Source organism: Kitasatospora sp. NPDC059973, from assembly GCF_042737525.1.
Lineage (GTDB): Bacteria > Actinomycetota > Actinomycetes > Streptomycetales > Streptomycetaceae > Kitasatospora.
The window spans coordinates 1-26,126 of sequence record NZ_JBHWUI010000039.1; the positions used below are offsets into that span (position 1 = coordinate 1).

The 26,126-nt window shown below is 72.6% G+C and carries 23 protein-coding genes; 16 read left to right on the plus strand and 7 right to left on the minus strand.

Annotated features, from left to right (window positions below):
• Window positions 1–36 precede the first annotated feature (36 nt).
• Window positions 37–1,017, minus strand: coding sequence for a heme A synthase (locus ACFWA9_RS13595; protein ID WP_380386699.1), 981 nt, complete (start codon window positions 1,015–1,017; stop codon window positions 37–39).
• A gap of 254 nt (window positions 1,018–1,271) precedes the next feature.
• Here ACFWA9_RS13595 and ACFWA9_RS13600 point away from each other — a divergent pair, with 254 nt between their 5' ends.
• Window positions 1,272–2,618 (plus strand): choice-of-anchor A family protein, encoded by a 1,347-nt coding sequence (locus ACFWA9_RS13600; protein ID WP_380386615.1) that lies wholly within the window; start codon window positions 1,272–1,274, stop codon window positions 2,616–2,618.
• 299 nt (window positions 2,619–2,917) lie between these two features.
• On the plus strand, window positions 2,918–3,634 hold the full coding sequence (locus tag ACFWA9_RS13605; RefSeq protein ID WP_380386618.1) for an LAETG motif-containing sortase-dependent surface protein: 717 nt from the start codon (window positions 2,918–2,920) through the stop codon (window positions 3,632–3,634).
• Between the two features lie 84 nt (window positions 3,635–3,718).
• On the opposite strand, the gene ACFWA9_RS13610 is transcribed toward ACFWA9_RS13605, so the two are convergent.
• On the minus strand, window positions 3,719–4,309 hold the full coding sequence (locus ACFWA9_RS13610) for a 1,4-alpha-glucan branching protein (RefSeq protein ID WP_380386621.1): 591 nt from the start codon (window positions 4,307–4,309) through the stop codon (window positions 3,719–3,721).
• Between the two features lie 435 nt (window positions 4,310–4,744).
• Here ACFWA9_RS13610 and ACFWA9_RS13615 point away from each other — a divergent pair, with 435 nt between their 5' ends.
• Window positions 4,745–5,602 carry a YhjD/YihY/BrkB family envelope integrity protein gene (locus tag ACFWA9_RS13615; protein ID WP_380386624.1) on the plus strand — a complete coding sequence of 286 codons (858 nt, stop codon included), beginning with the start codon at window positions 4,745–4,747 and terminating at the stop codon, window positions 5,600–5,602.
• Window positions 5,603–5,624: 22 nt separating this feature from the next.
• Here the strand turns inward: ACFWA9_RS13615 and ACFWA9_RS13620 are convergent, their stop codons facing one another.
• Window positions 5,625–6,344 carry an ABC transporter permease gene (locus ACFWA9_RS13620; protein ID WP_329492288.1) on the minus strand — a complete coding sequence of 240 codons (720 nt, stop codon included), beginning with the start codon at window positions 6,342–6,344 and terminating at the stop codon, window positions 5,625–5,627.
• Between the two features lie 47 nt (window positions 6,345–6,391).
• Window positions 6,392–7,318, minus strand: coding sequence for an ABC transporter ATP-binding protein (locus ACFWA9_RS13625; protein ID WP_352288154.1), 927 nt, complete (start codon window positions 7,316–7,318; stop codon window positions 6,392–6,394).
• A gap of 301 nt (window positions 7,319–7,619) precedes the next feature.
• On the opposite strand from ACFWA9_RS13625, the gene ACFWA9_RS13630 reads away from it, so the two are divergent.
• The 9 genes from ACFWA9_RS13630 (at window position 7,620) to ACFWA9_RS13670 (ending at window position 15,233) form a co-directional block, all read left to right on the plus strand.
• Window positions 7,620–8,462, plus strand: coding sequence for a helix-turn-helix transcriptional regulator (locus tag ACFWA9_RS13630; RefSeq protein ID WP_380386627.1), 843 nt, complete (start codon window positions 7,620–7,622; stop codon window positions 8,460–8,462).
• Between the two features lie 9 nt (window positions 8,463–8,471).
• Entirely contained in the window at window positions 8,472–9,887 is a 1,416-nt protein-coding gene (gene sufB / locus ACFWA9_RS13635; RefSeq protein ID WP_329490027.1) for a Fe-S cluster assembly protein SufB, read from the plus strand.
• 57 nt (window positions 9,888–9,944) lie between these two features.
• Complete coding sequence (gene sufD / locus ACFWA9_RS13640) at window positions 9,945–11,192, plus strand: Fe-S cluster assembly protein SufD (RefSeq protein WP_329490028.1); 1,248 nt, start codon at window positions 9,945–9,947, stop codon at window positions 11,190–11,192.
• Between the two features lie 5 nt (window positions 11,193–11,197).
• Complete coding sequence (locus ACFWA9_RS13645; RefSeq protein ID WP_352288157.1) at window positions 11,198–11,515, plus strand: bifunctional 3-phenylpropionate/cinnamic acid dioxygenase ferredoxin subunit; 318 nt, start codon at window positions 11,198–11,200, stop codon at window positions 11,513–11,515.
• A 6-nt stretch (window positions 11,516–11,521) separates the two neighbouring features.
• Window positions 11,522–12,286, plus strand: coding sequence for a Fe-S cluster assembly ATPase SufC (gene sufC, locus ACFWA9_RS13650; RefSeq protein ID WP_359804421.1), 765 nt, complete (start codon window positions 11,522–11,524; stop codon window positions 12,284–12,286).
• Complete coding sequence (locus ACFWA9_RS13655; protein WP_380386702.1) at window positions 12,286–13,569, plus strand: cysteine desulfurase; 1,284 nt, start codon at window positions 12,286–12,288, stop codon at window positions 13,567–13,569. Before sufC ends, ACFWA9_RS13655 begins: the two co-directional genes overlap by 1 nt.
• 16 nt (window positions 13,570–13,585) lie before the next feature.
• Window positions 13,586–14,047 (plus strand): Fe-S cluster assembly sulfur transfer protein SufU, encoded by a 462-nt coding sequence (gene sufU / locus ACFWA9_RS13660; protein WP_329490031.1) that lies wholly within the window; start codon window positions 13,586–13,588, stop codon window positions 14,045–14,047.
• 22 nt (window positions 14,048–14,069) lie between these two features.
• Entirely contained in the window at window positions 14,070–14,450 is a 381-nt protein-coding gene (locus tag ACFWA9_RS13665; protein ID WP_329490032.1) for a metal-sulfur cluster assembly factor, read from the plus strand.
• Window positions 14,451–14,573: 123 nt separating this feature from the next.
• On the plus strand, window positions 14,574–15,233 hold the full coding sequence (locus tag ACFWA9_RS13670) for a Uma2 family endonuclease (protein ID WP_380386633.1): 660 nt from the start codon (window positions 14,574–14,576) through the stop codon (window positions 15,231–15,233).
• Window positions 15,234–15,291: 58 nt separating this feature from the next.
• Here the strand turns inward: ACFWA9_RS13670 and ACFWA9_RS13675 are convergent, their stop codons facing one another.
• Window positions 15,292–16,623, minus strand: a complete 1,332-nt coding sequence (locus ACFWA9_RS13675) for an MFS transporter (RefSeq protein ID WP_352288165.1) — start codon at window positions 16,621–16,623, stop codon at window positions 15,292–15,294.
• 366 nt (window positions 16,624–16,989) lie between these two features.
• On the opposite strand from ACFWA9_RS13675, the gene ACFWA9_RS13680 reads away from it, so the two are divergent.
• Complete coding sequence (locus ACFWA9_RS13680) at window positions 16,990–18,660, plus strand: hypothetical protein (protein WP_380386636.1); 1,671 nt, start codon at window positions 16,990–16,992, stop codon at window positions 18,658–18,660.
• A gap of 52 nt (window positions 18,661–18,712) precedes the next feature.
• Here ACFWA9_RS13680 and ACFWA9_RS13685 read toward each other — a convergent pair whose 3' ends face one another.
• A complete protein-coding gene (locus ACFWA9_RS13685) occupies window positions 18,713–19,156 on the minus strand; it encodes a VOC family protein (RefSeq protein ID WP_329490036.1) in 444 nt (147 codons plus the stop codon).
• A gap of 223 nt (window positions 19,157–19,379) precedes the next feature.
• On the opposite strand from ACFWA9_RS13685, the gene ACFWA9_RS13690 reads away from it, so the two are divergent.
• Both ACFWA9_RS13690 and ACFWA9_RS13695 read left to right on the plus strand, forming a co-directional pair.
• Window positions 19,380–20,525, plus strand: coding sequence for a hypothetical protein (locus ACFWA9_RS13690; protein WP_380386639.1), 1,146 nt, complete (start codon window positions 19,380–19,382; stop codon window positions 20,523–20,525).
• 339 nt (window positions 20,526–20,864) lie between these two features.
• Window positions 20,865–22,346, plus strand: a complete 1,482-nt coding sequence (locus tag ACFWA9_RS13695) for an alkaline phosphatase PhoX (RefSeq protein ID WP_380386642.1) — start codon at window positions 20,865–20,867, stop codon at window positions 22,344–22,346.
• Window positions 22,347–22,478: 132 nt separating this feature from the next.
• Here ACFWA9_RS13695 and ACFWA9_RS13700 read toward each other — a convergent pair whose 3' ends face one another.
• Window positions 22,479–24,080 (minus strand): PucR family transcriptional regulator, encoded by a 1,602-nt coding sequence (locus ACFWA9_RS13700; protein WP_380386645.1) that lies wholly within the window; start codon window positions 24,078–24,080, stop codon window positions 22,479–22,481.
• 347 nt (window positions 24,081–24,427) lie between these two features.
• Between ACFWA9_RS13700 and pruA the strand changes: the two genes are divergently transcribed.
• The gene (pruA, locus tag ACFWA9_RS13705) at window positions 24,428–26,056 is read left to right on the plus strand and encodes an L-glutamate gamma-semialdehyde dehydrogenase (protein WP_359804415.1); all 1,629 of its coding nucleotides are present in this window, start codon (window positions 24,428–24,430) and stop codon (window positions 26,054–26,056) included.
• The last annotated feature ends 70 nt before the right edge of the window (window positions 26,057–26,126 follow it).

Below are 26,126 nucleotides of genomic sequence, written 5' to 3' on the forward strand. Positions count from 1 at the left end.
CATCAGGGATGCCTGCCGCAGGCGCGCGGCATGCGCTCAGACCGCGGCGGTCCGCGGCGCCTGCGCGGGCAGCGGCGCGGTGGGCGCGGCGCCCTCGCGCACGCGCAGCGCCAGCGGGATGCGCAGGACGGCGATCCAGGTGAGCGTGGCGCCCAGCATGTGGATGCCGACCAGCAGCTCCGGGACGTCCGTGAAGTACTGGACGAAGCCGAGCACGCCCTGGAGGAGCAGCACCGCGAGCAGCTCGCGGGCCCGCGCGCGGGCGGCCGGCGGGGCCTTCACGGCGGCGAACACGAAGAGCACCGCGACCGCCAGGCCGACCGAGACGAACGCCAGGTCGGCGTGCACCTGGGCGAGGCGGTCGTAGTCGAGGGGGATCCGCGGCACCAGCTTGTTGTCCTTGGGCGTCCCGGGGTGGTGCCCGGCGCCGGTCACCAGCGTCCCGGCCGCCACCAGCAGGCCGATCACGGTGACCAGGACGTAGGAGAGCCGGACGATCGGACCGGCCACCGCCGGCCGCGGCGGGCCGTCGCCCTCGCGCGAGCGCTCCCACATCAGCAGCGCGACCCAGACCAGGGCCATCGCGGAGATCAGGTGGACGGCGACCGTGTAGGGGTTGAGGCCGGTCAGCACGGTGATGCCGCCGATCACGGCGTTGCTCATCACCAGCCAGAACTGGGCCCAGCCGAGCCTGCTCAGACCGCGCCGCCAGGGCCGGTGGCAGCGGGCGGCGAGGATCGCCCAGCCGACCGCGGCGCTCAGCACGTAGGTCAGCATCCGGTTGGTGAACTCGATGATGCCGTGGAGGCCCATTTCGGGCGTCGGCGTGATGCTCTCGCCGGTGCAGCGGGGCCAGGTGGTGCAGCCGAGGCCGGAGGCGGTGAGCCGGACGGCTCCGCCGGTCACGACGATCACCACGCTCATCACCAGCGCGGCGAACGCGGCGCGCCGGACCATGGCGGCGGACGGCTGCCAGCGGTCGGCGAGCAGGGAGAAGGGGGTAGGCACGGGGTCAATCGTAGGCGGCCTTACAGCCGATCTTGGGGCGGGGCGGGGTCGCGCCGGGCGGGCGCCGTCCGGCCCGTCGCCGGTCCGTCGCCCCGGGGGCCGTCCGACGGGCCCCGGTGCGGGCCGTTCGGCCCGAACGGGACTGTTCGGGCAAGGCGGACATTGGTCTTGACCAATCACTCGGTTGGCCGAAAGAGTGCGGATTGGTCCATACCTCTTTCCGGGACCGCTCCCACCCCCGCACGTAAGCGGAGATCCTGCACATGCGCATACCCACACCCGCCGCAGCGCTCGCTCTCGGCGGATCCCTCGCCCTGGCCGGTCTGATCGCCCCGGCCGCGCACGCGGCCGAGCCCGGCCGGCAGTGCCAGAGCCTCGGCGTCGCCAATCTCTACGGGGAGTTCATCGAGGGCGACGACACCCACACGCCGGACGCCGAGGGCGCGGTGGCGGTCGGCGGCAACGCGGACTTCACCGGCGGCTTCTCGGTCGGCCAGGAACTGACCGCGGACCAGGTCGCGGCACTTCCCGGCGGCAACGCGCTGGTCGTCGCCGGCAAGATCACCGGGCACAACACCCAGGTGATGAAGGGCAACGGCGTCTACGGCTCGAAGGCCCCCGGCGCCGTGGTGGACGCCCACCAGGGCAAGATCAGCCAGGGCGCCTCCCCGATCGACTTCAAGGCCGAGTTCGCCAAGCTCCGCTCGGCCGCCACCGCCCTCGCGGCCGGGGCGCAGACCGCCGGCGCCAAGGTCGAGGCGAAGGGCGCGCAGCTCTACCTGAGCAGCGCCGACGCCACGCTCAACAGCTTCTCCGTCAGCGCGGCGACGCTCCAGGGCGCCACCGACGTCTTCGTGAAGGTGCCGGTCGGTTCGGTCACCGTCGTCACCGTGACCGGCGACAGCTACGACATGGCCGCCGCCCGGACCACGGGCTTCCACCTGTGGGACGAGGGCAGGAAGACCTACGTCCTGGACGACAAGCTGCAGAGCGCGTCGGGCGGGGCGGTCCGGGCCAAGCTGCTCTGGAACTTCCCGACCGCCACCAAGGTGGTCAAGAACAGCCAGGCCGCCTGGGCCGGCACCGTGCTGGCGCCGAACGCCGCCTTCGACCTCGGCAGCGGCGGACCGGTCAACGGCTCGGTGATCGCCAAGTCGCTGACCGGCAAGGGCGGCGCGGAGACGCACCACTACCCGTTCACCGGCTGCCTGAACACCGAAGTGCCGCCGACCACCGTGCCGACCGTGCCGCCGGTGGTGCCGAGCGGTTCGCCGTCGCCGTCCTCCACGCCGAGCGCGTCGGTGACCCCGAGCACGCCGGCGACGCCCGGCGCCTCGGTGACCCCGGGCGGCCCCGGCAGCCCGTCCGCCTCGACGACCGGCACACCGGGCCCGGGCGCCACGGGCAGCCCGGCGGCCTCCGCCTCCCCGTCGGCGGCGGTGGTGCCGAGCGCCTCGGCCGCCCCGTCGGCGGAGGCGACCACCGGAGGCGGCCTCGCCCACACCGGCTCCGGCCCGGTCGTCCCGCTGACGATCGCCGGCGCCGTCGTGATCGCCGCCGGTGGCGCGATCGTGGTGGCCACCCGTCGCCGGGCGGCCAGGAAGGCCTGACGGCCCGCCGGGCGACCGTAGTGCTGCCCCAGGTGGTCGGATTCGACCGCCGGGGGCAGTGCGTTTGCGCCACCGTGACGGAATACGTTCAAGTTCGCCGAACGGGTGTCGTGCGAGGTCGCCGCCGTGATGGGCTGCTCCTTGCACAACCGAGGCCGGACGGACAGTCGAAATCCGGTCGTACGGCGGGGTGTGGGGAGGTGAGGGTGTGCCGGTAGAGTCCCCCGGACAGTCGTGGCGGGCCACCGCGAGCCTTTCAACAAGCCTGCTGCGCAAGACCGTTCGGAGGGGACAACGAAATGGCGCGACAGCGGCGGCAGATCGGCATCAGGAACGCGGCACTGGCGGGGACGGCGGCAGCCGCCGTCCTGCTGCCCTTGGCACTGGCGACCAGCGCCTCGGCGCACGCGCCCAAGTGGCAGGTGACCTGCGACAAGATCGTGATCGATCTGACCAACTACAGCGACGCGAGCGGTGTGAAGAACGTCGTCAGCCTGACCGTCGACGGCGAGAAGGTGCTCGACCAGAAGCCGTTCGGCAAGGAGTTCCACGGGACGTTCCCGGTGAAGGACCACGCCAAGCCGGTCAGCGCGACCTTCGTGGTCACCACCACCGAGGACCCGAAGAACGCCGACTGGAACAAGACGGAGACCAAGACGATCGAGGTCTGCCAGACCCCGACGCCCACCCCGACCCCCACGCCCACCAAGACCCCGACTCCCACCCCCACCCCCACGGCGACCCCGACGCCGACGCCCACCCTGACCCCTACGCCCACCAGGACCCCGACGTCGAGCCCGACGCCGACCCCGACCAAGACCCCCACGGCGACGCCCACCCCGACCCGGACGCCCACCCCGGCGCCGAGCACCGCCACCCCGGGCCCGGTGCTCGCCCAGACCGGTAGCAGCGACGCCACCCCGATCATCGCCGCGGCCGGTGGCGGCGTCGTCCTGCTCGGCGGCGCGCTCGTCCTGCTGGCCCGCAAGCGCCGCAGCGGCGGCAGCGAGAGCTGACGCCCGCGGCCGATCGCACGGTGGCCCCCGCTCGCACGACGAGCGGGGGCCACCGTGTTCTGTGCGGGGGTTTCGCGTGCCCTGCTAGCCCGGGGTGACGGTCGCGAAGACGCCCCGGGCGGGCGTGCCGTCCGGCCAGGTCCACCCGGCGACCAGGCGCGCGGCAGGGCCCCCCTCTGCGGCCTCCGCGGCCTCCGTGGGCCGCAGGACGCGGTTGAGCCGGACGTCGAACGCCTCGGCGGCCGGTGCGCCGTGCACGGTGACGCCGGGGTCGGGGGTGTCGCTCAGGCTCTGGTGCTGCGGGACGGCCCCGCCGCGCAGGAGCGCGCGCGACTGCGCCGTCACCACCGGGTCGTGGGCCCCGTCGTAGATCCACCGGGTGCCGAGCACCCCGTGCTCGGAGGTGCCGATCAGCGCCTCGGCGGGAGCGTCCGCCAGCGCCGTACCCCGGTAGGCCAGCGGCACCAGGTACGCGACCGGTTCCGACGCGGAGGTGTCCACCACGACCATGAACTCGATCCCGACCTCGCCCGCCGGATCGTCCAGCCGGAACCCGCCGGCCGTCGTCAGTTCCGGGGTGCCTGCGGTGCCCACGTACCAGCTCTGCTTCGGCAGCCAGCCGGTGAGCAGCTCCAGTTTGGTGGGCTTCATGGTGGTGCGGTGGATGGCGGCCATGACTTCCCTCGCGCGTAGATCCGGGCCCGTCCTGCCACGGGATGCGGTCGAACGTATCGGACGGCATCACCCGGTGCGGGCGGGGGCGGTGCCGAACTGGGCCGGGCGCTCGGCGCCGGGCCGAACAAAACGGATCGACATGAGGGATTTCCACAACTCCTACCACCCCAGGATGGTGGAGTTCCTGGGGGAGGCGATGGGCGTCTTCGCCGAACGCGGGACCGGCTTCGCCCCGTAGGGCGGGACCCGCCGGTACGGCCGCGTCGCGGGCTCCCGCCGACGGCCGGGCGGGCTACGCTCGCAGCCAGCACGGGACCGAGGAGATCCGAGGAGGGCGCGACGGCCCGGACCAGCCGCGAACGCGTCATCAGAACGCTGACGTTCTGGCTTCGCCCGGCCTTCGCCCTGCGCTGCGTCAGCCGTTTCCAGAAGCTCGTGGGCTTCGACCGCTCGATGGCCCTGGCCGCCGGCGCGCTGGCGGCGACCGTCCCGCTCTCGATCCTCACCGGCGGCGTCCTGGCGCGCACGGGGCACGCGGACACGGCGGAGCGGATCATCGGCCGCTACCAGCTCACCGGCGAGGGCGCCGACGCCATCCGGCAGGTGTTCGCGCCCTCGTCCGGCACGGCCGCGACCATCGGTGCCTTCGGAGCGGTGTTCCTCGTGATCTCGGTGCTGAGCTTCGCCCGGGCGGTCCAGCGCCTGTTCGAGCAGACCTGGGAGCTCAGACCGCTCAGTGTGCGCAACACGCTGAACGACCTGTGGTGGGTGGCCGGTCTCACCGGCTACCTGATGGCCACCGGTCTGGTCTACGGCTTCCTCGGCCGGGGGCGCCTGCAGCTGGGGGCGGCCGCGGCCGAGGCGCCGGTGACCGCGGCCTTCCTCGTCTGGGGCGGCTGGATCCTCACCGCGCGGCGGGTCGCCTGGCGGGCCCTGCTGCCGTTCGGCGTCGTCGGGGGCGTCCTGGCGGCGGTCTACTCGGTGGGTGCGACGGTCTACCTGCCGCACCTGTTCAGTTCCTCGGCCGCCCGGTACGGCGCCGTGGGCGCCGTCTTCGCGACGCTCTCGGGACTCTTCGGCGCCATGCTCGTCACCGTCGGCTCGGCCGCGCTCGGGCGGGAGGTGCGCGACGAGCTCGTCGGTATCGCCCGGGGTGAGCGCCCGCCCGACGACGAGATCCGCCGCGAGTGGCACACCGTGATCGAGCAGGCGCGGTCCCGGTGGCACACCACCCGGCGGCAGATCGCCCGCTACCGCCGGTCCAAGGACCCGGACGAGCCGGGCGCGCCCTGACCCTCGGGGGCCGCCCCGAGGGTCACTCCCAGCGGAAGAAGCGGGCGGCGGCGGCCAGGGCCACGACCGCCCAGGCGCCCAGGATGCCGAGGTCGGCCCAGGGCACACCGGCGCCGGTCTGGAGGACCGAGCGGAGGCCGTCCGACAGCGCGGCGATCGGGAGCAGCTCCAGCACCGACTGGACGGCGGCCGGGAACCTGCTCAGCGGCACGATCACGCCGCCGGCCAGCAGCAGCAGGACGAAGACCAGGTTGGCGGCGGCCAGCGTGGCCTCCGCCCTGAGGGTGCCGGCCATCAGCAGCCCGAGGCCGGAGAAGGCCGCGGTGCCGAGGACGAGCAGGGCGACGACGCTGAACGGGTCGCCGTGCGGGGACCAGCCGAGGGCGAGCGCGATCACGCTCAGCAGGGCGACCTGGAGCGCCTCGGTGACCAGCACGCAGCCGGTCTTGGCGGTGAGCAGCGCCCAGCGCGGCAGCGGGCTGGCGCCGAGCCGCTTCAGCACGCCGTAGCGGCGTTCGAAGCCGGTGGCGATGGCCTGCCCGGTGAACGCGGTGGACATCACGGCCAGCGCCAGCAGGCCGGGTGCCAGGAAGTCGACGCGCTTGCCGGGGCCCTCGACGGCGACGATGTCGACGGCGGAGAAGAGCACGAGCAGCACCGTCGGGATGATGACGGTCAGCAGCAGCTGTTCGCCGTTGCGCAGCAGCATCTTCGTCTCGAAGGCGGTCTGCGCGAGCAGCATCCGGCCAACCGGGGCGGCGCCGGGCGCGGGCGAGTAGTCGGTGGTCGTCACGAGCGGAGGTCCCGTCCGGTCAGGTCGAGGAAGACGTCTTCGAGGCTGCGGCGCTGCACGGCGAGCCGCTCGGGGAGGATGCCGGAGGCCGCGCACCAACCGGTGACGGTGGCCAGCAGCTGCGGATCGACGGGCGCCTCGATGCGGTAGCTGCCGGGCGAGGCCTCGGCGGCGGTGGCGCCGTCGGGCAGCTCCTTGAGCAGCGGGGCGAGGTCGAGCCCGGGCGGGCCGTCGAAGCGCAGCGAGGACTCGGCGCCGCCGCGGCAGAGCTCGTCCGGGGTGCCCTCGGCGATCACCCGGCCGCGGTCGACGACGGCGACCCGGTCGGCGAGCTGCTCGGCCTCGTCCATGTGGTGGGTGGTGACGACCACGGTGACGCCGTCCCGGCGCAGGTCGCGGACCAGCTCCCAGGTGGCGCGGCGGGCCTGCGGGTCCAGGCCGGCGGTCGGCTCGTCCAGGAAGACCAGCTCGGGCCGGCCGACCACGGCCATCGCCAGGGCGAGCCGCTGCTGCTGGCCGCCGGAGAGCCGGCGGTAGGTGGTCCGGCCGCAGGAGCCGAGGCCGAGGCGTTCGACCAGGGCGTCCACGTCCAGCGGGTGGGCGTGCAGCTTGGCGGTGTGCCGGAGCATTTCGACGGCGCGCGCTCCCGCGTACACGCCGCCGGACTGCAGCATCACGCCGATCCGGGGGCGGAGCTCGGCGCCCTGGGCGACCGGGTCGAGGCCGAGGACGCGGACGGTGCCGGCGTCGGGGCGGCGGTAGCCCTCGCAGATCTCGATGGTGGTGGTCTTGCCGGCGCCGTTGGGACCGAGCACGGCGGTGACGGCGCCGCGCGCGAGGGTCAGGTCGAGACCGTCCACCGCCGTCTTGGTGCCGTAGCGCTTGACCAGCCCGGTGACCCGGACCGCGGGTTCGGAATGCATACCGGCGAGTGTATGAGGCGCGAACACGGCGGCCCGGAGCGGGACGCCGCGCCGGGCTGGACGCGGCACCGGACGGGCAGCCGAAGGGCTGGCGGGTGGAGCGGGTCGATGGCCTGGTCGGCGGGCCGTCCGGGGGTCCGCCGGGGGGCGAGGAGGGCCGGAACGACCGCCGGAACCGGTGCCAGGTGATCGTTTTCGCAGGTCAGGTAAGGCTTACCTGCGTGACAGATGACACGAGTGAGGCCTGCATCACGGCTTGTCCCGGCGGAAGTAATTACGCAACAATCGTGTTGTGAAAAACATGCGCGAGCACTCCCCGCAGCAGGAGGCCGAGCCGGCCCCCGGCTGCGCCGTGCCCGCGAACGCGACCGAGGTGCTGCTCGACGGTCACCGCGCGACCCGGGACCGGGTGGCCCGGTCGATCCTCGACCACGGTCCCTCCTCCGCCGCCGACCTGGCGAACCGGCTCGGTCTGACGACCGCCGCCGTCCGCCGTCACCTGGACGGCCTAGCCGCCGCAGGACTGGTCGACGCCCGTGAACAGCGGGTCTACGGCAGCCGCGGCCGGGGTCGCCCGGCCAAGGTCTTCGCCCTCACCGAGTCCGGTCGGGACGCCTTCTACCAGGCGTACGACCAGCTCGCGGCCGACGCGCTGCGCTGGATCTCCGACGCGGTGGGCGGCGGCGCGGCGGGCGAGGAGGCGGTCGCCGCCTTCGCCCGCGCCCGGTTCGGCAAGCAGGGTGAGAAGTACCTGGACGCCCTGCGCCAGGCCGAGGCCGGTGAGCGGACCGAGGCACTCGCCCGGGCGCTCAGCGCCGACGGGTACGCTGCCACGGTGCGGCGGGTTCCGTCGGCCGCGGCGAAAGCCCCGGCGGGCGCCCAGCTCTGCCAGCACCACTGCCCGGTCGCGCACATCGCCGAGCAGTTCCCGCAGCTCTGCGAGGCGGAGACCGAGGTCTTCTCCCAACTGCTGGGCACCCATGTGCAACGGCTGGCCACCATCGCCCACGGCGACGGGGTCTGCACCACCTATGTGCCGGCACCCGGTGCCGCATCGTCGCCCTCCCTGCGCAGCGCGGGTCCGGGTTCCGGTGCAGTGCCGACTGCCGGTACGTCCACCGAAGATTCAGCGTCCGCGCGTTAGGAAGCTCGCATGACTGACACCGTTTCGCACCCGGAGCTCGAAGGCCTGGGCACCTACGAGTACGGCTGGGCGGACCCGGATGCCGCCGGCTCCGTCGCCAAGCGCGGGCTCAGCGAGGACGTCGTCCGCGACATCTCGGCGAAGAAGAGCGAGTCCGAGTGGATGCTGAACCTGCGGCTCAAGGGCCTCAAGCTGTTCGGCAAGAAGCCCATGCCCACCTGGGGCTCGGACCTCACCGGCATCGACTTCGACAACATCAAGTACTTCGTGCGCTCGACCGAGAAGCAGGCCGAGTCCTGGGAGGACCTGCCCGCCGACATCAAGGCGACGTACGACCGGCTCGGCATCCCGGAGGCGGAGAAGCAGCGGCTGGTGGCCGGTGTGGCCGCGCAGTACGAGTCCGAGGTGGTCTACCACCAGATCCGTGAGGACCTGGAGGAGCAGGGTGTCATCTTCCTGGACACCGACACCGCGCTGAAGCAGCACCCGGAGATCTTCGAGGAGTACTTCGGCACCGTCATCCCGGCCGGCGACAACAAGTTCGCCGCGCTGAACACGGCGGTGTGGTCGGGCGGCTCCTTCATCTACGTGCCCAAGGGTGTCCACGTCGACATCCCGCTGCAGGCCTACTTCCGGATCAACACCGAGAACATGGGCCAGTTCGAGCGGACGCTGATCATCGTCGACGAGGACGCCTACGTCCACTACGTCGAGGGCTGCACCGCGCCGATCTACTCCTCGGACTCGCTGCACTCCGCGGTCGTGGAGATCATCGTCAAGAAGGGCGGCCGCTGCCGCTACACGACGATCCAGAACTGGTCGAACAACGTCTACAACCTGGTCACCAAGCGCGCCGTGGCGTACGAGGGCGCGACCATGGAGTGGATCGACGGCAACATCGGGTCCAAGGTCACCATGAAGTACCCGGCCGTCTACCTGATGGGCGAGCACGCCAAGGGCGAGACCCTGTCGATCGCCTTCGCCGGTGAGGGCCAGCACCAGGACGCCGGCGCCAAGATGGTCCACATGGCGCCGAACACCTCCTCCAACATCGTCTCCAAGTCGGTGGCGCGAGGCGGCGGCCGCACCTCCTACCGCGGTCTGATCGAGATCGGCGAGGGCTCCAAGGGCGCGAAGTCCAACGTGCTCTGCGACGCCCTGCTGGTCGACACCATCTCCCGCTCGGACACCTACCCGTACGTGGACGTCCGCGAGGACGACGTGTCGATGGGCCACGAGGCGACCGTCTCCAAGGTCAGCGAGGACCAGCTCTTCTACCTGATGAGCCGGGGCATGACCGAGTTCGAGGCGATGGCCATGATCGTCCGCGGCTTCGTCGAGCCGATCGCGCGCGAGCTGCCGATGGAGTACGCGCTGGAGCTGAACCGGCTGATCGAGCTGCAGATGGAGGGCTCCGTCGGCTGACGCACAGCCGCACGCAGTCCAGCCACCAACTTTGAGGAAGAGAGCACTACGACAGCCATGGCTGACACGCCTTTGAATGTCGCTGGGACCACCGCCGGTTCCACCACCGCCGGTTCGATCGAGGTCGGCACCGCCGGGGCGGGCGCGCAGCTCGCCGGCCCCGGCACCGGCCGCGCGACCGTCCAGCAGCCGATCGACGCCCGCGTCGCCGTCAAGCCCTCCTTCGAGGTCGGCGACTTCCCGGTGCCGACCGGCCGCGAGGAGGACTGGCGGTTCACCCCGCTGCACCGCCTGAAGGGCCTGCACGACGGCAGCGCCGCCGAGGCGGAGAAGGGCGCGGACAAGGTCGAGCTGAGCCTGCCGGACGGTGTCACCGCCGAGACCGTCGGCCGCGACGACGCCCGCCTGGGCAAGGCCGGCAAGCCGGTCGACCGGGTCGCCGCCCAGGCGTTCAGCGCCTTCGAGCAGGCGCTCGTGGTCACCGTGCCCAAGGAGACGGTGCTCACCGAGCCGGTGAAGATCGACGTGCACGGCGAGGGCGGCACCCGCTTCGCCCACGTGGTGATCGACGTCAAGCCGTTCGCCGAGGCCGTCGTGGTGATCAACCACACCGGGACGGGCACCCGCGCGGCCAACGTCGAGCTGCTGCTCGGCGACGGCGCCAAGCTGACCTTCGTCTCCGTCCAGGACTGGGACCGCGACGCGGTGCACACCGCCCAGCAGACCGCCCTGGTCGGCCGGGACGCCTCGCTGAAGTCCGTCGTGGTCACCTTCGGCGGCGACGTGGTCCGCATCCACCCGCGGGTCTCCTACTCCGCTCCCGGCGGCGAGGCCGAGCTGTTCGGCCTGTACTTCGCCGACGCCGGCCAGCACCTGGAGCACCGTCTGGTCATCGACCACGACACCCCGCACTGCCGCTCCAACGTCGTCTACAAGGGCGCGCTGCAGGGCCAGGACGCGCACGCCGTCTGGGTCGGCGACGTGCTGATCCGCGCCGCCGCCGAGGGCACCGACACCTACGAGCTCAACCGCAACCTGGTGCTCACCGACGGTGCCCGGGTCGACTCGATCCCCAACCTGGAGATCGAGACCGGCGAGATCGTCGGTGCCGGCCACGCCTCCGCGACCGGCCGCTTCGACGACGAGCAGCTGTTCTACCTGCGGGCCCGCGGCATCCCGGCCGACGAGGCCCGCCGCCTGGTGGTGCGCGGCTTCTTCGCCGAACTGGTCCAGCAGATCGGCGTCGCCGAGATCCAGGAGCAGCTCATGGAGAAGATCGAGGCCGAGCTGGAAGCGGCGGTCTGAGGCCGATGAGTTTTCTCCGTGCCTGCGCGCTGAGCGAGCTCCAGGAGGACGTGCCCCGGCGCGTCGACCTCAACGGCGTGCCCGTCTCGGTCGTCCGCACCGACGAGGGGGTGTTCGCGATCAACGACACCTGCTCGCACGCGAACGTCTCGCTGTCCGAGGGCGAGGTCGAGGACTGCATGATCGAGTGCTGGCTGCACGGCTCCAGCTTCGACCTGCGCACCGGCAAGCCCTCCGGACTGCCCGCCACCAAGCCGGTCGCTGTCTACCCCGTAAAGATCGAAGGGGACGATGTGCTCGTCTCCGTCAACCAGGAGTCCTGAGTACATATGGCAACCCTTGAAATCCGCGACCTGCACGTCTCCGTCGAGGCGGAGACCGGCCCCCGGGAGATCCTGAAGGGCGTCGACCTGACCGTGAAGCAGGGCGAGACCCACGCGATCATGGGTCCGAACGGCTCCGGCAAGTCGACCCTGGCGTACTCGCTGGCGGGACACCCCAAGTACACCGTCACCAGCGGCTCGGTGCTGCTGGACGGCGAGGACGTCCTGGAGATGTCCGTCGACGAGCGGGCCCGGGCCGGTGTCTTCCTGGCCATGCAGTACCCGGTCGAGGTCCCCGGCGTCTCGGTCTCCAACTTCCTGCGCACCGCCGCCACCGCCGTCCGCGGCGAGGCCCCGAAGCTGCGGCTCTGGGTCAAGGAGGTCAAGGCGGCGATGGCGGCCCTCCAGATGGACCCGGCCTTCGCCGAGCGCAACGTCAACGAGGGCTTCTCCGGCGGTGAGAAGAAGCGCCACGAGATCCTCCAGCTGGAGCTCCTCAAGCCGAAGATCGCGATCCTCGACGAGACCGACTCCGGTCTGGACGTCGACGCGCTGCGGGTCGTCTCCGAGGGCATCAACCGGGTCCGCTCGACCGGCGAGGTCGGCACCCTGCTGGTGACCCACTACACCCGCATCCTGCGCTACATCAAGCCCGACCACGTCCACGTCTTCTCGGCCGGCCGCATCGTCGAGTCCGGCGGCGCCGAGCTCGCCGACAAGCTGGAGGAAGAGGGCTACGAGTCCTACGTGAAGGGTGGCGCTTCCGAGTGATCCATACCCCCGAGACGAGTGGCCCCGCCACGGGCCTGCCGGGTCTGCTCGACACCGACGCGATCCGCAAGGACTTCCCCGTCCTGCAGCGCCTGCTGCACGACGACAAGCCCCTGGTCTACCTGGACAACGCCGCCACCTCGCAGAAGCCGCGCCAGGTGCTGGAGGCGCTGAACGCCTACTACGAGCGGCACAACGCCAACGTGCACCGCGGCGTCCACGTGCTCGCCGAGGAGGCCACGGCGCTGTACGAGGGCGCCCGTGACAAGGTCGCGGCCTTCGTCAACGCGCCGAGCCGCAACGAGGTGGTCTTCACCAAGAACGCCTCGGAGTCGCTCAACCTGGTCGCCAACATGCTGACCTGGGCGGACGAGCCGTACCGGGTGGACGCCGACTCCGAGATCGTCATCACGGAGATGGAGCACCACTCCAACATCGTCCCGTGGCAGCTGCTCTCGCAGCGCACCGGCGCGAAGCTGAAGTGGTTCGGGCTGACCGACGAGGGCCGGCTCGACCTGTCCAACATCGACGAGCTGATCACCGAGAAGACCAAGGTCGTCTCGTTCACCCTGGTCTCCAACCTGCTCGGCACGGTGAACCCGGTCGAGGCCATCGTGCGCAAGGCCCAGGACGTCGGTGCGCTGGTCGTCATCGACGCCTCGCAGGCCGCGCCGCACATGGTGCTGGACGTGCAGGCGCTGGAGGCCGACTTCGTCGCCTTCACCGGCCACAAGATGCTCGCCCCGACCGGCATCGGCGTGCTCTGGGGCCGCCAGGAGCTGCTGGAGGACCTCCCGCCGTTCCTCGGCGGTGGCGAGATGATCGAGACCGTCACCATGGGCTCGTCCACCTACGCCCCGGCGCCGCACAAGTTCGAGGCCGGCACCCCGCCGATCGCCCAGGCGGTCGGGCTCGGCGCGGCCATCGACTACCTGTCGAACATCGGCATGGACCGGATCGCCGCGCACGAGCACGCCATCACCGCGTACGCGGTGGAGCGGCTGCTGGAGGTCCCGGACCTGCGGATCATCGGTCCGCGCACGGCCGTGGACCGGGGCGCCGCGATCTCCTTCACGCTGGGCGACATCCACCCGCACGACGTGGGCCAGGTGCTGGACGAGCAGGGCATCGCCGTGCGCGTCGGCCACCACTGCGCGCGGCCGGTCTGCCTGCGGTACGGAATTCCCGCGACCACGCGGGCGTCGTTCTACCTGTACTCGACGCCGGGCGAGGTCGACGCCCTGATCGACGGCCTGCACCACGTCCGGAACTTCTTCGGCTGACGGGACGGCCCACGACATGAAGCTCGACTCGATGTACCAGGACATCATCCTGGACCACTACCGCAACCCGCACGGCAAGGGGCTGCGGGACGGCGACGCCGAGGTGCACCACGTCAACCCGACCTGCGGGGACGAGATCACCCTGCGGGTGCGGCTCGACGGGGCCACAGTCGTGGACGTCTCGTACGAGTCGCAGGGCTGTTCCATCAGCCAGGCCAGCGCCTCGGTGCTGAACGACCTGGTGGTCGGCAAGACCGTCGGCGAGGCGCAGGCCGTCCAGGAGGCCTTCCTGGAGCTGATGCAGAGCAAGGGCCAGGGCGAGGGGGACGAGGAGGTGCTGGAGGACGCGGTCGCGTTCGCCGGCGTCTCCAAGTACCCGGCCCGGGTCAAGTGCGCGCTGCTCAGCTGGATGGCCTGGAAGGACGCCACCGCCAAGGCCCTGGCCGAGCAGCCCGCCGTGCACGACCTGAACGACTGAAGCAGAAGAGGAGGACAGACACATGAGTGACACCGAGACGCCCGCCCCTTCCGCTGAGGAGGGTCCGACCGTCATCGTCGGCACCACCGCCGGCACCGTCTCCGTCGAGGACCTGACCGAGGCCCTGATGGACGTCGTCGACCCCGAGCTGGGCATCGACGTCGTCAACCTGGGCCTGATCTACGGCATCCACATCGACGAGTCCGACGTGGCCACCATCGACATGACGCTCACCTCGGCGGCCTGCCCGCTGACCGACGTCATCGAGGACCAGGCGAAGACCGCCACCGACGGCCTCGTCCAGGACCTGCGCATCAACTGGGTCTGGATGCCGCCGTGGGGCCCGGACAAGATCACCGACGACGGCCGCGAGCAGCTCCGCGCCCTCGGCTTCAACGTCTGACGGACGTCCTGCGTCAACCCGCTGCCGCGCGAGTCTCTCCTTCGGGGGAATCATTCGCGCGGCAGTGGTATATCTGCGAGCGGGCGGCCACGCTGGTGGCGCGACCGCGAAGGGAGCGACGGGATGGCTGTGGAAGCAATCGGGCACTGGACGTTGCCCGCCTCGCCGTATGCCATGTGGGTCCGGGGGGAGCTGGAGGCGTACCTGCGCATCCCGGACGACGGCACACGGGTCGAGGTGATCGGAGGGGAGTTCGTCGTGTCACCGGCGCCTGTGTACCTGCATGCGGGGATCCTCACGGACATCCAGGAGGCGGTGTTGTCCGCCAGAGTGGCGGACGCGGCATTCCCCTGGCGTGCCGTGCAGACCGTCAACCTCGATCTGGTGGAGATCGGCGACGGCTACATCCCCGACATGGTGGTCGTCCACCAGGACACCGACGCCAAGAGCAGGGCGGAGGACGTGCTCTTCCTGCAGCCGCAGGACCTCGACCTGGTGATCGAGGTGACCTCGCCGTCCAACGCCCGCAACGACCGCCGTCCGCTGCTCGGCCGTCGACTCAAGCCCACCAAGTGGAGCGGGTACGCGCGGACGGGCGTGCCGTATTACCTCCTGGTCGACCGTGATCCGGGGCAGCCCGGCATCACCCTGTTCGGTGAGCCGGACCGGGGCGAGGGGAGCTACCGGGTGCTCGGCGAGTGGAAGTTCGGTGAGCCGCTGCGGCTGCCGGAGCCGTTCGGGTTCGAGGTCTCCACGGAGACCTGGAAGCCCTGGGCGGAGTAGGTCCGGGAACGCCGCTGCCCGGTACGGGATCCGTACCGGGCAGCGGCGTTCCCGTCGGTCAGGCGGTGCGGGGCCGGCGGGCGACGGCGACGGCCAGGGCGACGCAGAGGACGGCGGCGAGGCCGACGAAGCCGCTGGTGGCCGGGAGCAGGCCGTAGCGCTGGACGAGGGCGCCGACGCCGACGATCGGCAGCGAGCTGCCGAGGTAGACGATGACCCAGAGGGAGCTGAGCTCGGAGCCCCGGCGTTCCGGGTTCATCGCGGCCACCGCGCCGGTGAACAGCGAGCGGAAGGCGACCCCCTGGCAGGAGCCGCCGAGGACGCTGCCGATGAACAGCAGCGCCGGTGTGCCGGTGTACTGGGCGGTGACGACCAGGCCGAGGCCGGTCGCCAGACCGGTCATGCCGAGGGCGATGACCAGCCGGTCGGCGGTCGGCGGGACGAGCAGCTGGGCCACGGCGGAGGAGCCGAGCAGCAGCGCGGCCACCACGGCGCCGGTCAGCCGGGAGTCGGTGTGCAGCAGCTTGGCGGAGAAGGCCGGGGCCAGGCTGAGGTAGACGCCGAAGACCGCGTAGGAGATGAACCCGGCGGCCGAGGCCAGCAGGAACGCCCGGCGGCCGGTGGACGGCAGGGCGAGGCGCTGGGGGCGCAGGTGCGCCGGGGTGGTGATGCGCGGCGGGGAGGCCGGCGGGCGGCTGCGGCCGGGCATCCGGGGGTGGACCAGCGCGAGCGGCACGCAGAGCGCGAGCAGGGCGACGGCGTGCAGCAGGAAGGGCGTCATCAGCGGGTCGGAGCCGCCGGCCAGCAGGGCGCCGACCACCGGGCCGATCGCCACGCCGCCCGCCGAACAGGCCAGGGTGAGCTTGGCCGCCAGCGTGGGGTGGTCGGGCAGCAGGTCGCCGAGGGCGGCTCCGGCGGCGCCGGTGGACAGGCCCACCGCGACGCCCTGGACGGCGCGGCCGAGGGCGAGCTGCCAGAAGCTGCCCGAGGTGGCGAAGACGACGTCCCCGGCGGCGGCCAGGGCCACGGCGGGCAGGATCAGCGCGCGCCGGCCGAGGTGGTCGGACCAGTGGCCGACCGCGGCGAGCACCGGGACCAGCGCGAACACGTACACCGTGAAGAGGATCGTGGTGTCGAGCGCGGTCAGCGAGAGCCGCTGCTGGAGCAGCGGGTAGATCGGCGTGGCCAGGTTGGCACCGATCAGCATGAGGAGGAGGGCGCCGGCGACGAGGCCGACGCGGACGCCGCGGAGCGCGTTCCATCGGCTGATCGCGGCGAGCTGGAGCTGGGCGCGCGGGGCGAGCTCCAGGGGAAGCAGGGCCTCCGACAGTCGGCGTCCGTCGAACTGCGCGGTGCGCAGGCCGGAGCCGGCAGGGGAGAGGTCCGCCATGGCAGGGGTCTCCTGTGGCCGGGCGCCACCAAGGTCGGCGGGGTGTGCCGGCGCGCCCGTCCGGTGGCGCTGTGGTGGTGGCCTCGGTGCGGGGACTTCCTGGTGGAGCGGGTGAGCATGGGACCCTCCGTCCCGGAGCCGGGCGAGGAGGGTGGAGGGGCTTCGTTGCCCGGTGGCCCGCGCGGGGTGTGCACGGTGCCGATTCGAAGGATAAGGGGTGGGCGCACGGTTGCGGCGCGCGCCCCTGGAGGCCGGGCATCGGGGGTGCCCGGCCTATACGCTGAGGTAGTGGACCGGCACAGGGAGCTGATCCACTGCGGCCGGAACGGATCGGCCGACCGCTGGCTGTAGGGAGAACGCGCGACAATGGCCGGACGACGTCGTAAGAACGCTGGGGCTTCGTCGGCGGGTGCGCCGGACGAGGGGGCGGTCGGCGCTGTGCTGCCCGCCGACCTGGAGCTGCAGGACCTCTATGGGGCGTTCGCCGCGCACGGGCTGGACGACGAAGACCTGGACGACGCCGCCGTGCTGGTGCCACCGGTCCGGCTGCCGGCCGAGTCCGAGCTGGCCGACCAGGCGAAGGCCGTGCCGATGTTCGGGTACGCGCTGAAGCTGGCCCGCTGGACGGCCCCGCACCGGGAGGTGGACGAGTTCGGCGACCTCACCGGTCCGGACCGGGCGCCCGCCGCCCGGCTGCTCGGCCTCGCGCCCGAGCAGGGGGAGGCGCCGGAGGAGGCCGTGGTCGAGGCGATGCGGGCCTGGTCGCTGGCCTGCGACCTGGACCTCATCGAGATCGGCACCACCGCCGCCGGTGAGCACGTGGCCATTCCCGGGCCGGACCTGGAGCCGGCCGAGCGGGGGGACGCGGAGACCGTCCTGGAGCTCTGGCTGACCGCCGCCGGGATCGTCCGGGAGCTGGCCGTGGAGGCCGACTCGCTGCCGGAGGAGGAGGCCGCCGAGGAGGCGGCCGAGCGCGCCGGGGCCGCGGCGGAGCCGGAGCCGGAGTCGGAGGACGACGACGACGAGGAGCGGCTGGCGCGGGTCGAGGAGGCCCGGGAGGAGGCCGCCGAGCTGCTCGACGAGGCGCTCCAGGTGCTCTACGAGACGACCGCCTTCGCCGACCCGGGCACCGAGACCGTGCCGCTGGGCGTGCTGGCCGCGCTGCTGGTCGTCCCGGAGGGCGAGGAGCCGAGCGAGGAACTGCTCGGGGACATCACCGATGTGATGGTCGCGCTGGACCCGATGCTGAACGACCTCGCCGAACTCGGCGTGCTGGACTACCGCCCGATCGACCCGGAGCTGTTCGACGAGGAGGAGGGGGAGGAGCCCCTCGGCGGCGGGGTCGGCGACGAGCCGCTGGACGAGGAGGAGTCGGCCCGCTTCGGCCTGGTCCGGCTCACCCCGCTCGGCCAGTACGGCATCCGGCAGTGGCTGCTGGAGGACGGCTACGACGCGCCGCTGGTCGGCGAGCTGGCCCAGGGGGATGCCGCCGAGCTGCTGCGCGGGATCTGCGAGGCCGCCAACGTGCTGCCCGAGGAGGAGCTGCAGGTCTGGGTGACCGGCCGGGAGCCGGTGGACGCGGCCCGCGAGCTGCTCGCGGCGTCGCGCGGCAACGACGCGTACGCCCCGATGCGCCGGATGCTCAGCCGGCTGGCGCTGGGCATGATCGGCCGGCCCGCCGAGCCCGCCGTCCGGGAGGTGCTGGACGACCCGGAGCTGGGCGGGGCCGCACGGGCCTGGCTGGTGGATCTCGGCGCCACCGATGTGCCCGCGCCGGAGCGGGGGATGGCGCTGTGGACGGTGATCGACACCTTCGCCGCCCAGCTGCTCGACACCGGCGGCGACGCCGAACTGCTTCGCGAGCTGATCGCCGACCTGCCGGTGACCGGCAACCCGGCGAGCTACTTCGGCGAGCTCTGGCGGGTCGACCACCCCTACACGGCGGACGTGCTGGAGGCGGTCGGCGAGCTGCACCTCGACCGGACGGTGGCCAAGGAGGCCCGCAAGGCGGCCTTCAAGGCGCGTTCGAAGAGCTGAGGGCCCAGGGGGCGTGCGGGGCCGGGCCGGCCGGGGCGGGATGCCCGGCCGGTCACGGCAGGTCCAGTGAGCCCTCCGCGGTGAACGGGAAGAACGGGTTGTGGGCCAGCTCCCACAGGTGGCCGTCCGGGTCCTCGAAGTAGCCCGAGTAGCCGCCCCAGCTGGTCGCGGTCGGGGGCTTGACCACCGTGGCGCCCGCCTCGACGGCCGTCCGCAGGGCGGCGTCCACGCGCTCGGTCGACTCCAGGTTCACCGCGAGGGTGACGCCCCGGAACGACGGCTCGCCGAGGGCGGGGACCCCGGCGTCGGCGGCCAGCTCGTCGGTCGGGAAGAGGCCGAGCACCGAGTCGGCGGTGCGGAACCAGACGATCTCCGGGCTGGAGACCGACGAGCGGCGCCACCCGAGGTCCTCGTAGAACCGGGCGCTGCGGTCGAGATCGGTCACCCCGAGGGTGACGATGCTGATGCGGGCGGGAAAGTCCTGGGTTGCTGTCATGCCCGACAGCGTAGGAAGCGGCACTGACAAACGCGCGTCCTGACACGACGGCGCGGGTGGCGATCCGTCCGGCGGGGCAAAGGAGCTGATGACCCGGCAGGTCGGGCCACGTATCGTGTCCCGCAGGCGGTGTGCGGGCGGCGAGGACACGGGGGTGCGGCGCGGGATGACGCGGGAGAGCGGTGGCAGGCAGGACGGTCTCCGGGGGGACGGCGCGCGGTGGATGGACCCGTGCGGACGGGAGGACCGCTTCACCGACCAGGAGGAGTTCTCCCGCCGCACCCTGGCCGCGGCCGGCTTCCCGGTGTACGGCGTCGTGCGCGGCGCCGACCCGGGCGGTGACGCGCTGACCGCGTTCGAGACCTGTGACGGCCGGCTGTCCTGGGTCGAGGTCTGCTCCGGCGACTGGACCTCCGCCGACGGCCCGTACGTCACGGTGCGCACCTACCGTCCCGGGGCCGACCGGCCGGGCGCGCTGCCCGAGTTGGAGGACGTGGTCGAGGACGAGCGCGACCGGGTCTACGAGCAGCTCGGCGTCGACGAGGGCGACTGCCCCGGCCGGGTCCGGGCGCTGCGCGAGTGGATCACCGTGGACGGCGAGCCGTGCGCGGTGGAGGTCCACGAGGACCTGCGCGACCCCTGGGACCGGCCGGACGCCCCGCTGCCCGGCCTCGGCGCCGCCCCCGGTGCCGGCCCGGTCTGGGCGGGCCGGTTCCGGGTGGACGGGCTGACCGTCACGGTCTGCGGGCGCGGGGTGGTGCCGGGCAGCCTCGAACTGGCCCCGATCCAGGACGTCGAGCGGCATCTGCGCGGCCGGACGGCGCTGCTGCGCGGCCTCGCCGCCCGCCGGGCCCGGTACGTCCCGGTCGAGGAGCGCGAACTCCCGCCGACGGTCGGGCTGGAGGCGCACCGGGCGGTGATCGAGCACGGCATCGCCGAGTCCGCGGCGATCGAGGCGCAGGTCCGGGCAGGGCGCACGCCGCGGCTGCCGCGCGGGCTGCGCGGCGAGACCGGCGCGCTGCGCTGGGAGGCCGCGGTCCGCCAGCAGATGCGGCTCGGCTCGGAGAGCCGGGAGGAGGCGGTCGCGGCGGTCACGGCGATGGTCAACCACCTCAACCGGCTGTCCCGGCAGACCCAGTGGGTGGTCGGCACGGTGGAGGGGGTGGCCGCGGTCGAGGAGGTCATCCGCTACACGGTCTTCGCCAGCGAGGTGGCGAGCCTGCCCGCGCAGCGTGCCTGGGAGCAGCTCTGGCGGGACCGGGCGGACGGTGCCGGCGCGGCGGGCGACGGCTGGGAGGAGGAGCGGATCGGCGAGCAGCTCTGGCTCGCGGCCTGGGAGCAGTGGCGGGCGGCCCGCGCGGGGCGGTGAGCGCCGCCGACGGACCGCCGTGCGGGGTGCCGCTCCGTTCCGCGGCTGTTCTCCGGCTCCGTTTCCGCGGCTGTTCGGTGGCGCTGTTCCGTGGCTGTTCGGTGGCGCTGTTCCGCGGTTCTGTTCTGCGGCGCGGCCGTGACCTGCGGTGCACGGGGCAAAGAACGGGTCATGGATTCGAATACGGTCGGCAAATGAACACCCGGACGCGGTGTCCGCTTCACCGGGCGTTCATCACACCGGCGGAGTCTGCAGGCGTCGACGAGCTACCTCGACACCTCGCACGCCACGTACCGGGCTCCGCTCCGGTCGGCGCCCCACCTCTCAGGAGTGACTCACATGTCGCTGTCCCGTCGGGACTTCGTCAACCGTTCCACCCTCGTCGGGGCCGGCGTGCTGATCGCCGGTAGCGCCGAGGCGCTGGCCAGCGCCCCGGGCGCGATCGCCGCCCCGGTCGGCGGCGAGGTGCGGGACGCCGCGACCGCCGACGCCGAGCGTGCCGCGGTCGGCTACGGCGCGCTGGTCAAGGACCCGGAGAACCTGCTCGCGCTGCCCAAGGGCTTCAGCTACAAGGTGGTGAACCGCGCGGGCGTCACCAAGCTGCGCACCGGCGAGTTCACGCCCAGCAACCACGACGGCACCTCCGCCTTCGAGGACGAGCGCGGCGGCAACCTGCTGGTCGTCAACCACGAGCTGAGCGGCGCCCGCTCCGGCTGGGCGTACCCGGTGCCGCTGACCGAGGGCCACGTCTACGACCCGGGCGCGGCCGGCGGCTGCACCATCGTGCACGCCAAGCGCAACGGCACGGTCGAGCAGTGGGTCGGCATCGCCGGCACCGCCACCAACTGCGCCGGTGGCGTGAGCCCGTGGGGCACCTGGCTGTCCGGCGAGGAGACCGAGGACAAGGCCGGCAAGAACGGCTTCACCAAGGACCACGGCTACATCTTCGAGGTCGACCCGTTCGACGACGAGTACAACCTCGACCCCAAGCCCGTGAAGGCCTTCGGCCGTTACGCGCACGAGGCCGTCGTGGTGGACCCGAAGCGCGGCCACGTCTACCTGACCGAGGACGCCTCGAACCCCAACGGGCTGCTGTTCCGCTGGACCCCGCCGGCCGGCTTCAAGCACGGCCGCTACCAGCTGCGCAAGCTCGCCGACGACGCCGGCACGCTGGAGGCCTTCAAGGTCTTCGACGCGCAGGGCAAGTTCATCGACGACCTGTCGCGCGCCACCAAGGTCGGCACCACCTACGGCGTGGACTGGGTCAAGGTCCAGGACCGCGACGCCAGGACCGTCTCCGTCCGCAAGCAGTTCAAGGACGGCGAGGTCACCCGCGCCCGCAAGCTGGAGGGCATGTGGTGGGGTGACGGCGGCTTCTACTTCGTCTCCAGCTTCGCCCGCTCGGAGAGCCCGCTCCAGCACGACGGCCAGGTCTGGTTCTTCAACCCCGTCCGCCGCACCATCACCCTGAAGGTGCTGCTCGGCGTCAACACCGACGTCTGGGGCGACCACGACAACTTCGACGGCCCGGACAACATCACCGTCTCGCCGTACGGCGGCATCGTGATCGCCGAGGACGGCGAGGGCGTCTCGCACCTGTTCGGTGCCACCGAGGACGGGCTGACCTACCCGATCGCCCGCAACGAGCTCAACATCGGCTCCGCAGAGAAGCCGGAGTTCAGCGAGTTCACCGGCGTCACCTTCTCGGACGACGGCAAGACGCTGTTCGCCAACATCCAGACCCCGGGCATCCAGCTGGCCATCACCGGCCCGTGGCACCGCCTGAACGAGCACAAGCGCGGTCAGGGCTACGGCGCCTGATCAGGCTGAGGCCGGGAGGGGCCCGCTCCGGCGGGCCCCTCCCGGCTTTCCCGATCGTGTTGTCCCGATCGTGCTTTCCTGGTCCGGCTTGCCCGAGCCCCCGGAGGCGGGCGTCGTGCCGGGGCGCGGGCGTCACTCCTCCGGCAGGCGCAGCTGGAGCATGGCCAGCAGGCGCTGCTGCGGCTGCGCGAGGTCGACACCGGTGAGCTGCTCGGCCCGGCGCACCCGGTACCGCAGGGTGTTGGGGTGGATGTGCAGGGCGTCCGCCGCGACCCGGACCTCGCCCAGCGCGTCCAGCCAGGCCAGCACCGACTCGGCGAGCCGGGTGCCGTGCCGGCGGTCGTACGCGGTCAGGGCGGTCAGCCGCGGGTCGCGCAGGCCCGAGCGCTCCTGCAGCAGGGCCAGCATCTCGCTGACCAGGACCTCCGCCTGGACGTCGATCAGTGCGGCGACCTCCAGGTCCACCCCGCCCCGGCCCATGGCGTCCAGGATCCGGTCCGCCTGCGCCCGGGAGTCGGGCACCTGGGCCAGGCCGTCCACCGTGGAGCCGATCGCCGCCCGCAGCGGGACGCCCAGGTGGTCCCGGGCCGCCTCCACCACCTCCTGCGCCCAGTCGCGGACCGTCGTCATCGGCAGGCCGGCCGGCAGCTCGGGCAGCAGCACGTAGACCCGGGACTCGATCGGGGCGAGCAGCGCGCTGCGGTGGCGGGCGGCGGTGTGCACCGAGATCAGGCCGGTCACCTCGGCGCGGGTCAGCGCCTCGGTGGTCGGCGCGCTGTACGCCAGCACGGTGGCGGGCCGGCGCAGGTCCAGGCCCAGATGGGTGGCGAGCGACTGCGGCCCGGTCGAGCCCTCCAGCAGGCCGGTGAGCAGGGTGCGGGTCAGCCGGACGTCCGCCGACAGCTCCCGCCGCCGCCGGACCAGCTGCGCCGCCGCCACCCGGGCCGCGCCGACCAGCGCCTGCTCGGCGAGCGGCGCCAGCGGCTGGGCGCCCTCCTGCACCCAGATCGTCCCGAGCGGCTGGGCGCCGGTCCGGATGCCGATCGCCAGACGCCGGCGCAGGCCCAGCTCCGGGTGCGGGTCCACCGCGATGGCCGAGTCCGAGGTGCGCAGGTGCTGGAAGATCCCCCACTCGCGCAGCTTGGAGAGGTAGGGCTCGGGGCCCTGCCAGCCGAGGATGGAGAGCCGGCGCAGGTCGTCCACCTCGTCGGAGTCCGAGGAGCGGGAGTAGGCCAGCACCCGGCTGGAGGTGTCCTCGATCGAGACGATGCCGTGGGTGAGCACGGCGACGGTCTGGGCGAGCGAGAAGAGGTCGCCCGCGTTGTGCTCGGGGGCGCCCGCGGCGTCCGCGGTGTCCGGGCCGGCGATGATCGCCCGGGCGAGCGAGTCCAGGTGCTCCCACCGGGTCTCCCGGCGGACCGAGAGCAGCGCCACCCCCGCCTCGGTGGCCGCCTCCCGCAGCGCGTCGGCCTGGCCGGGGCCGTCCAGCTTCACCGCGACCGCGGCGGCGCCCGCCCGGCCGGCCGCGCGCAGCGCGGGGAGCGCGGCCCGGCCCCGGGCACCGATGGCGAGCACGAGTTCGCCGGGAGCGGCGGTGGGAGGGTCCTCCGGGTCGAGGATCGCGACGTCGCGCACCGCGACGTCCAGGCCCAGCGGGGCGGCCTGGAGCTCGACCAGCGGTTCGCCGAGGGACATCAGCAGCTGACGGAGCGGGAGGCCGGCGGGCTGCGACACCGGAGGCTCCTTCACGCTCGTGCGAACCGGGGCGGATCAGTGCGAATGGTGCGAACGGACCGTCGAGCATCGTGCGAACGGACCATCGCGTACCGCCGATTTTAGCGGGGCGGACAGGCCTCGGGAGTGGGCGAGCGGCCCGGCCGGCGGCCGGCGGGTCCGGTGGCCCGCCCGGCGGTGGCCGTGACCGCGCCGTGACCCCTTCGTCGGGCCGGACAACGCCGTACGGGGGACTTTAGCCGCCCGGCCAATCAAGTGGAGCCCGGTGCAGGAATAGCGTTCGTCCTGTGGCCGACGTGCGACCCGCGTCGGCATCCCCCGCATGAACCGAAGGAGAGCGTGCGCTCATGGATGCTGTGACCCAGGTCCCCGCGCCGGTGAACGAGCCGGTCCACAGCTACGCCCCCGGCAGCCCCGAACGGGCCCGCCTGGAGGCCAAGCTGAAGGAGCTGGGCGGCCAGGAGCCGGTCCAGCTGACCATGACGATCAACGGTGAGCGCCGCCTCGGCGGCGGCACCGAGATCCACGTCGTCCAGCCGCACAACCACGCGGCGAGGCTCGGAACGCTGCGCAACGCCACCCAGGCCGACGCGCAGGACGCCATCGACGCTGCCCTGGCCGCCGCTCCGGCCTGGCAGGCGCTCTCCTTCGACTCGCGCGCCGCGATCTTCCTCCGGGCCGCCGACCTGCTGGCCGGCCCCTGGCGCGAGACGCTGGCCGCGGCCACCATGCTCGGCCAGTCCAAGACCGCGCAGCAGGCCGAGATCGACACCCCCTGCGAGCTGGTCGACTTCCTGCGCTTCAACGTGCACTTCGCCCGGCAGATCCTGGCCGAGCAGCCGATCTCCTCGGACGGGGTCTGGAACCGCAGCGACCACCGCCCGCTGGAGGGCTTCGTCTACGCGATCACCCCGTTCAACTTCACCGCCATCGCCGGCAACCTGCCGACCGCGCCGGCGCTGATGGGCAACGTGGTGCTCTGGAAGCCCTCCCCGACCCAGCAGTTCTCCGCGCACCTGCTGATGCAGCTGCTGGAGGAGGCCGGGCTGCCCAAGGGCGTCATCAACATGGTGACCGGCGACGGCCTGGACGTCTCCGCCGTCGCGCTGAAGCACCCGGCGCTGGCCGGCATCCACTTCACCGGCTCCACCCCGACCTTCCAGCACCTGTGGCGCACCGTCGGCGAGAACATCTCCGGCTACCGCACCTACCCGCGGATCGTCGGCGAGACCGGCGGCAAGGACTTCCTGGTCGCCCACCCGTCCGCCGACCCGGCCGTGCTGAAGACCGCGATGACCCGCGGCGCCTTCGAGTTCCAGGGCCAGAAGTGCTCGGCGCTCTCCCGCGCCTACGTCCCGGCCTCGCTCTGGGCCGGCCTCAAGGACGCCTTCCGCGACGAGGTCGAGGGCCTCACCATGGGCGACGTCAACGACCTGTCGAACTTCATGTCGGCCGTCATCGACGACCGCGCGTTCGCCAAGAACAAGGCCGCGATCGACCGGGCCCGGGCGGACGACTCCGTCGAGGTGCTGGCCGGCGGCACGTACGACGACTCGGTGGGCTACTTCGTCCGCCCGACCGTGCTGGTCTGCGCGGACCCGGCGAGCGAGTACTTCAAGGACGAGTACTTCGGCCCGATCCTCGCCGTCCACGTCTACGAGGACGAGAAGTACGAGGAGATGCTGGCCCAGATGGAGTCGGTGTCGCCCTACGGCCTGACCGGCTCGATCATCTCCCAGGACCGCGCGGCCGCCCAGGACGCGATGCACAAGCTGCGGTTCGCGGCCGGCAACTTCTACATCAACGACAAGCCGACCGGCGCGGTCGTCGGCCAGCAGCCCTTCGGCGGCGGCCGGGCGTCCGGGACCAACGACAAGGCGGGCGCCAAGCAGAACCTGGCGCGCTGGACCTCGACCCGTTCGGTCAAGGAGACCTTCGTCCCGCCGACCGACTACCGCTACCCGCACATGGGCTGAGTGCCCCGCCGACGCCCGGTCCCGCAGCCGGGTGTCCCCGCGGGGGCGGGCGGCCCCACCCCCTGGCCGC

Coding starts and splice junctions, on each gene's coding strand:
- ACFWA9_RS13630 (WP_380386627.1), top strand. CDS start 7,620: ATGCGCGAGCACTCCCCGCAGCAGGAGGCCGAGCCGGCCCCCGGCTGC.
- ACFWA9_RS13600 (WP_380386615.1), top strand. CDS start 1,272: ATGCGCATACCCACACCCGCCGCAGCGCTCGCTCTCGGCGGATCCCTC.
- ACFWA9_RS13695 (WP_380386642.1), top strand. CDS start 20,865: ATGTCGCTGTCCCGTCGGGACTTCGTCAACCGTTCCACCCTCGTCGGG.
- ACFWA9_RS13680 (WP_380386636.1), top strand. CDS start 16,990: ATGGCCGGACGACGTCGTAAGAACGCTGGGGCTTCGTCGGCGGGTGCG.
- sufB (WP_329490027.1), top strand. CDS start 8,472: ATGACTGACACCGTTTCGCACCCGGAGCTCGAAGGCCTGGGCACCTAC.
- ACFWA9_RS13690 (WP_380386639.1), top strand. CDS start 19,380: ATGGACCCGTGCGGACGGGAGGACCGCTTCACCGACCAGGAGGAGTTC.
- ACFWA9_RS13625 (WP_352288154.1), bottom strand. CDS start 7,318: ATGCATTCCGAACCCGCGGTCCGGGTCACCGGGCTGGTCAAGCGCTAC.
- sufD (WP_329490028.1), top strand. CDS start 9,945: ATGGCTGACACGCCTTTGAATGTCGCTGGGACCACCGCCGGTTCCACC.
- ACFWA9_RS13620 (WP_329492288.1), bottom strand. CDS start 6,344: ATGCTGCTCGCGCAGACCGCCTTCGAGACGAAGATGCTGCTGCGCAAC.
- ACFWA9_RS13605 (WP_380386618.1), top strand. CDS start 2,918: ATGGCGCGACAGCGGCGGCAGATCGGCATCAGGAACGCGGCACTGGCG.
- pruA (WP_359804415.1), top strand. CDS start 24,428: ATGGATGCTGTGACCCAGGTCCCCGCGCCGGTGAACGAGCCGGTCCAC.
- ACFWA9_RS13675 (WP_352288165.1), bottom strand. CDS start 16,623: ATGGCGGACCTCTCCCCTGCCGGCTCCGGCCTGCGCACCGCGCAGTTC.
- sufU (WP_329490031.1), top strand. CDS start 13,586: ATGAAGCTCGACTCGATGTACCAGGACATCATCCTGGACCACTACCGC.
- sufC (WP_359804421.1), top strand. CDS start 11,522: ATGGCAACCCTTGAAATCCGCGACCTGCACGTCTCCGTCGAGGCGGAG.
- ACFWA9_RS13670 (WP_380386633.1), top strand. CDS start 14,574: ATGGCTGTGGAAGCAATCGGGCACTGGACGTTGCCCGCCTCGCCGTAT.
- ACFWA9_RS13645 (WP_352288157.1), top strand. CDS start 11,198: ATGAGTTTTCTCCGTGCCTGCGCGCTGAGCGAGCTCCAGGAGGACGTG.
- ACFWA9_RS13610 (WP_380386621.1), bottom strand. CDS start 4,309: ATGGCCGCCATCCACCGCACCACCATGAAGCCCACCAAACTGGAGCTG.
- ACFWA9_RS13665 (WP_329490032.1), top strand. CDS start 14,070: ATGAGTGACACCGAGACGCCCGCCCCTTCCGCTGAGGAGGGTCCGACC.
- ACFWA9_RS13685 (WP_329490036.1), bottom strand. CDS start 19,156: ATGACAGCAACCCAGGACTTTCCCGCCCGCATCAGCATCGTCACCCTC.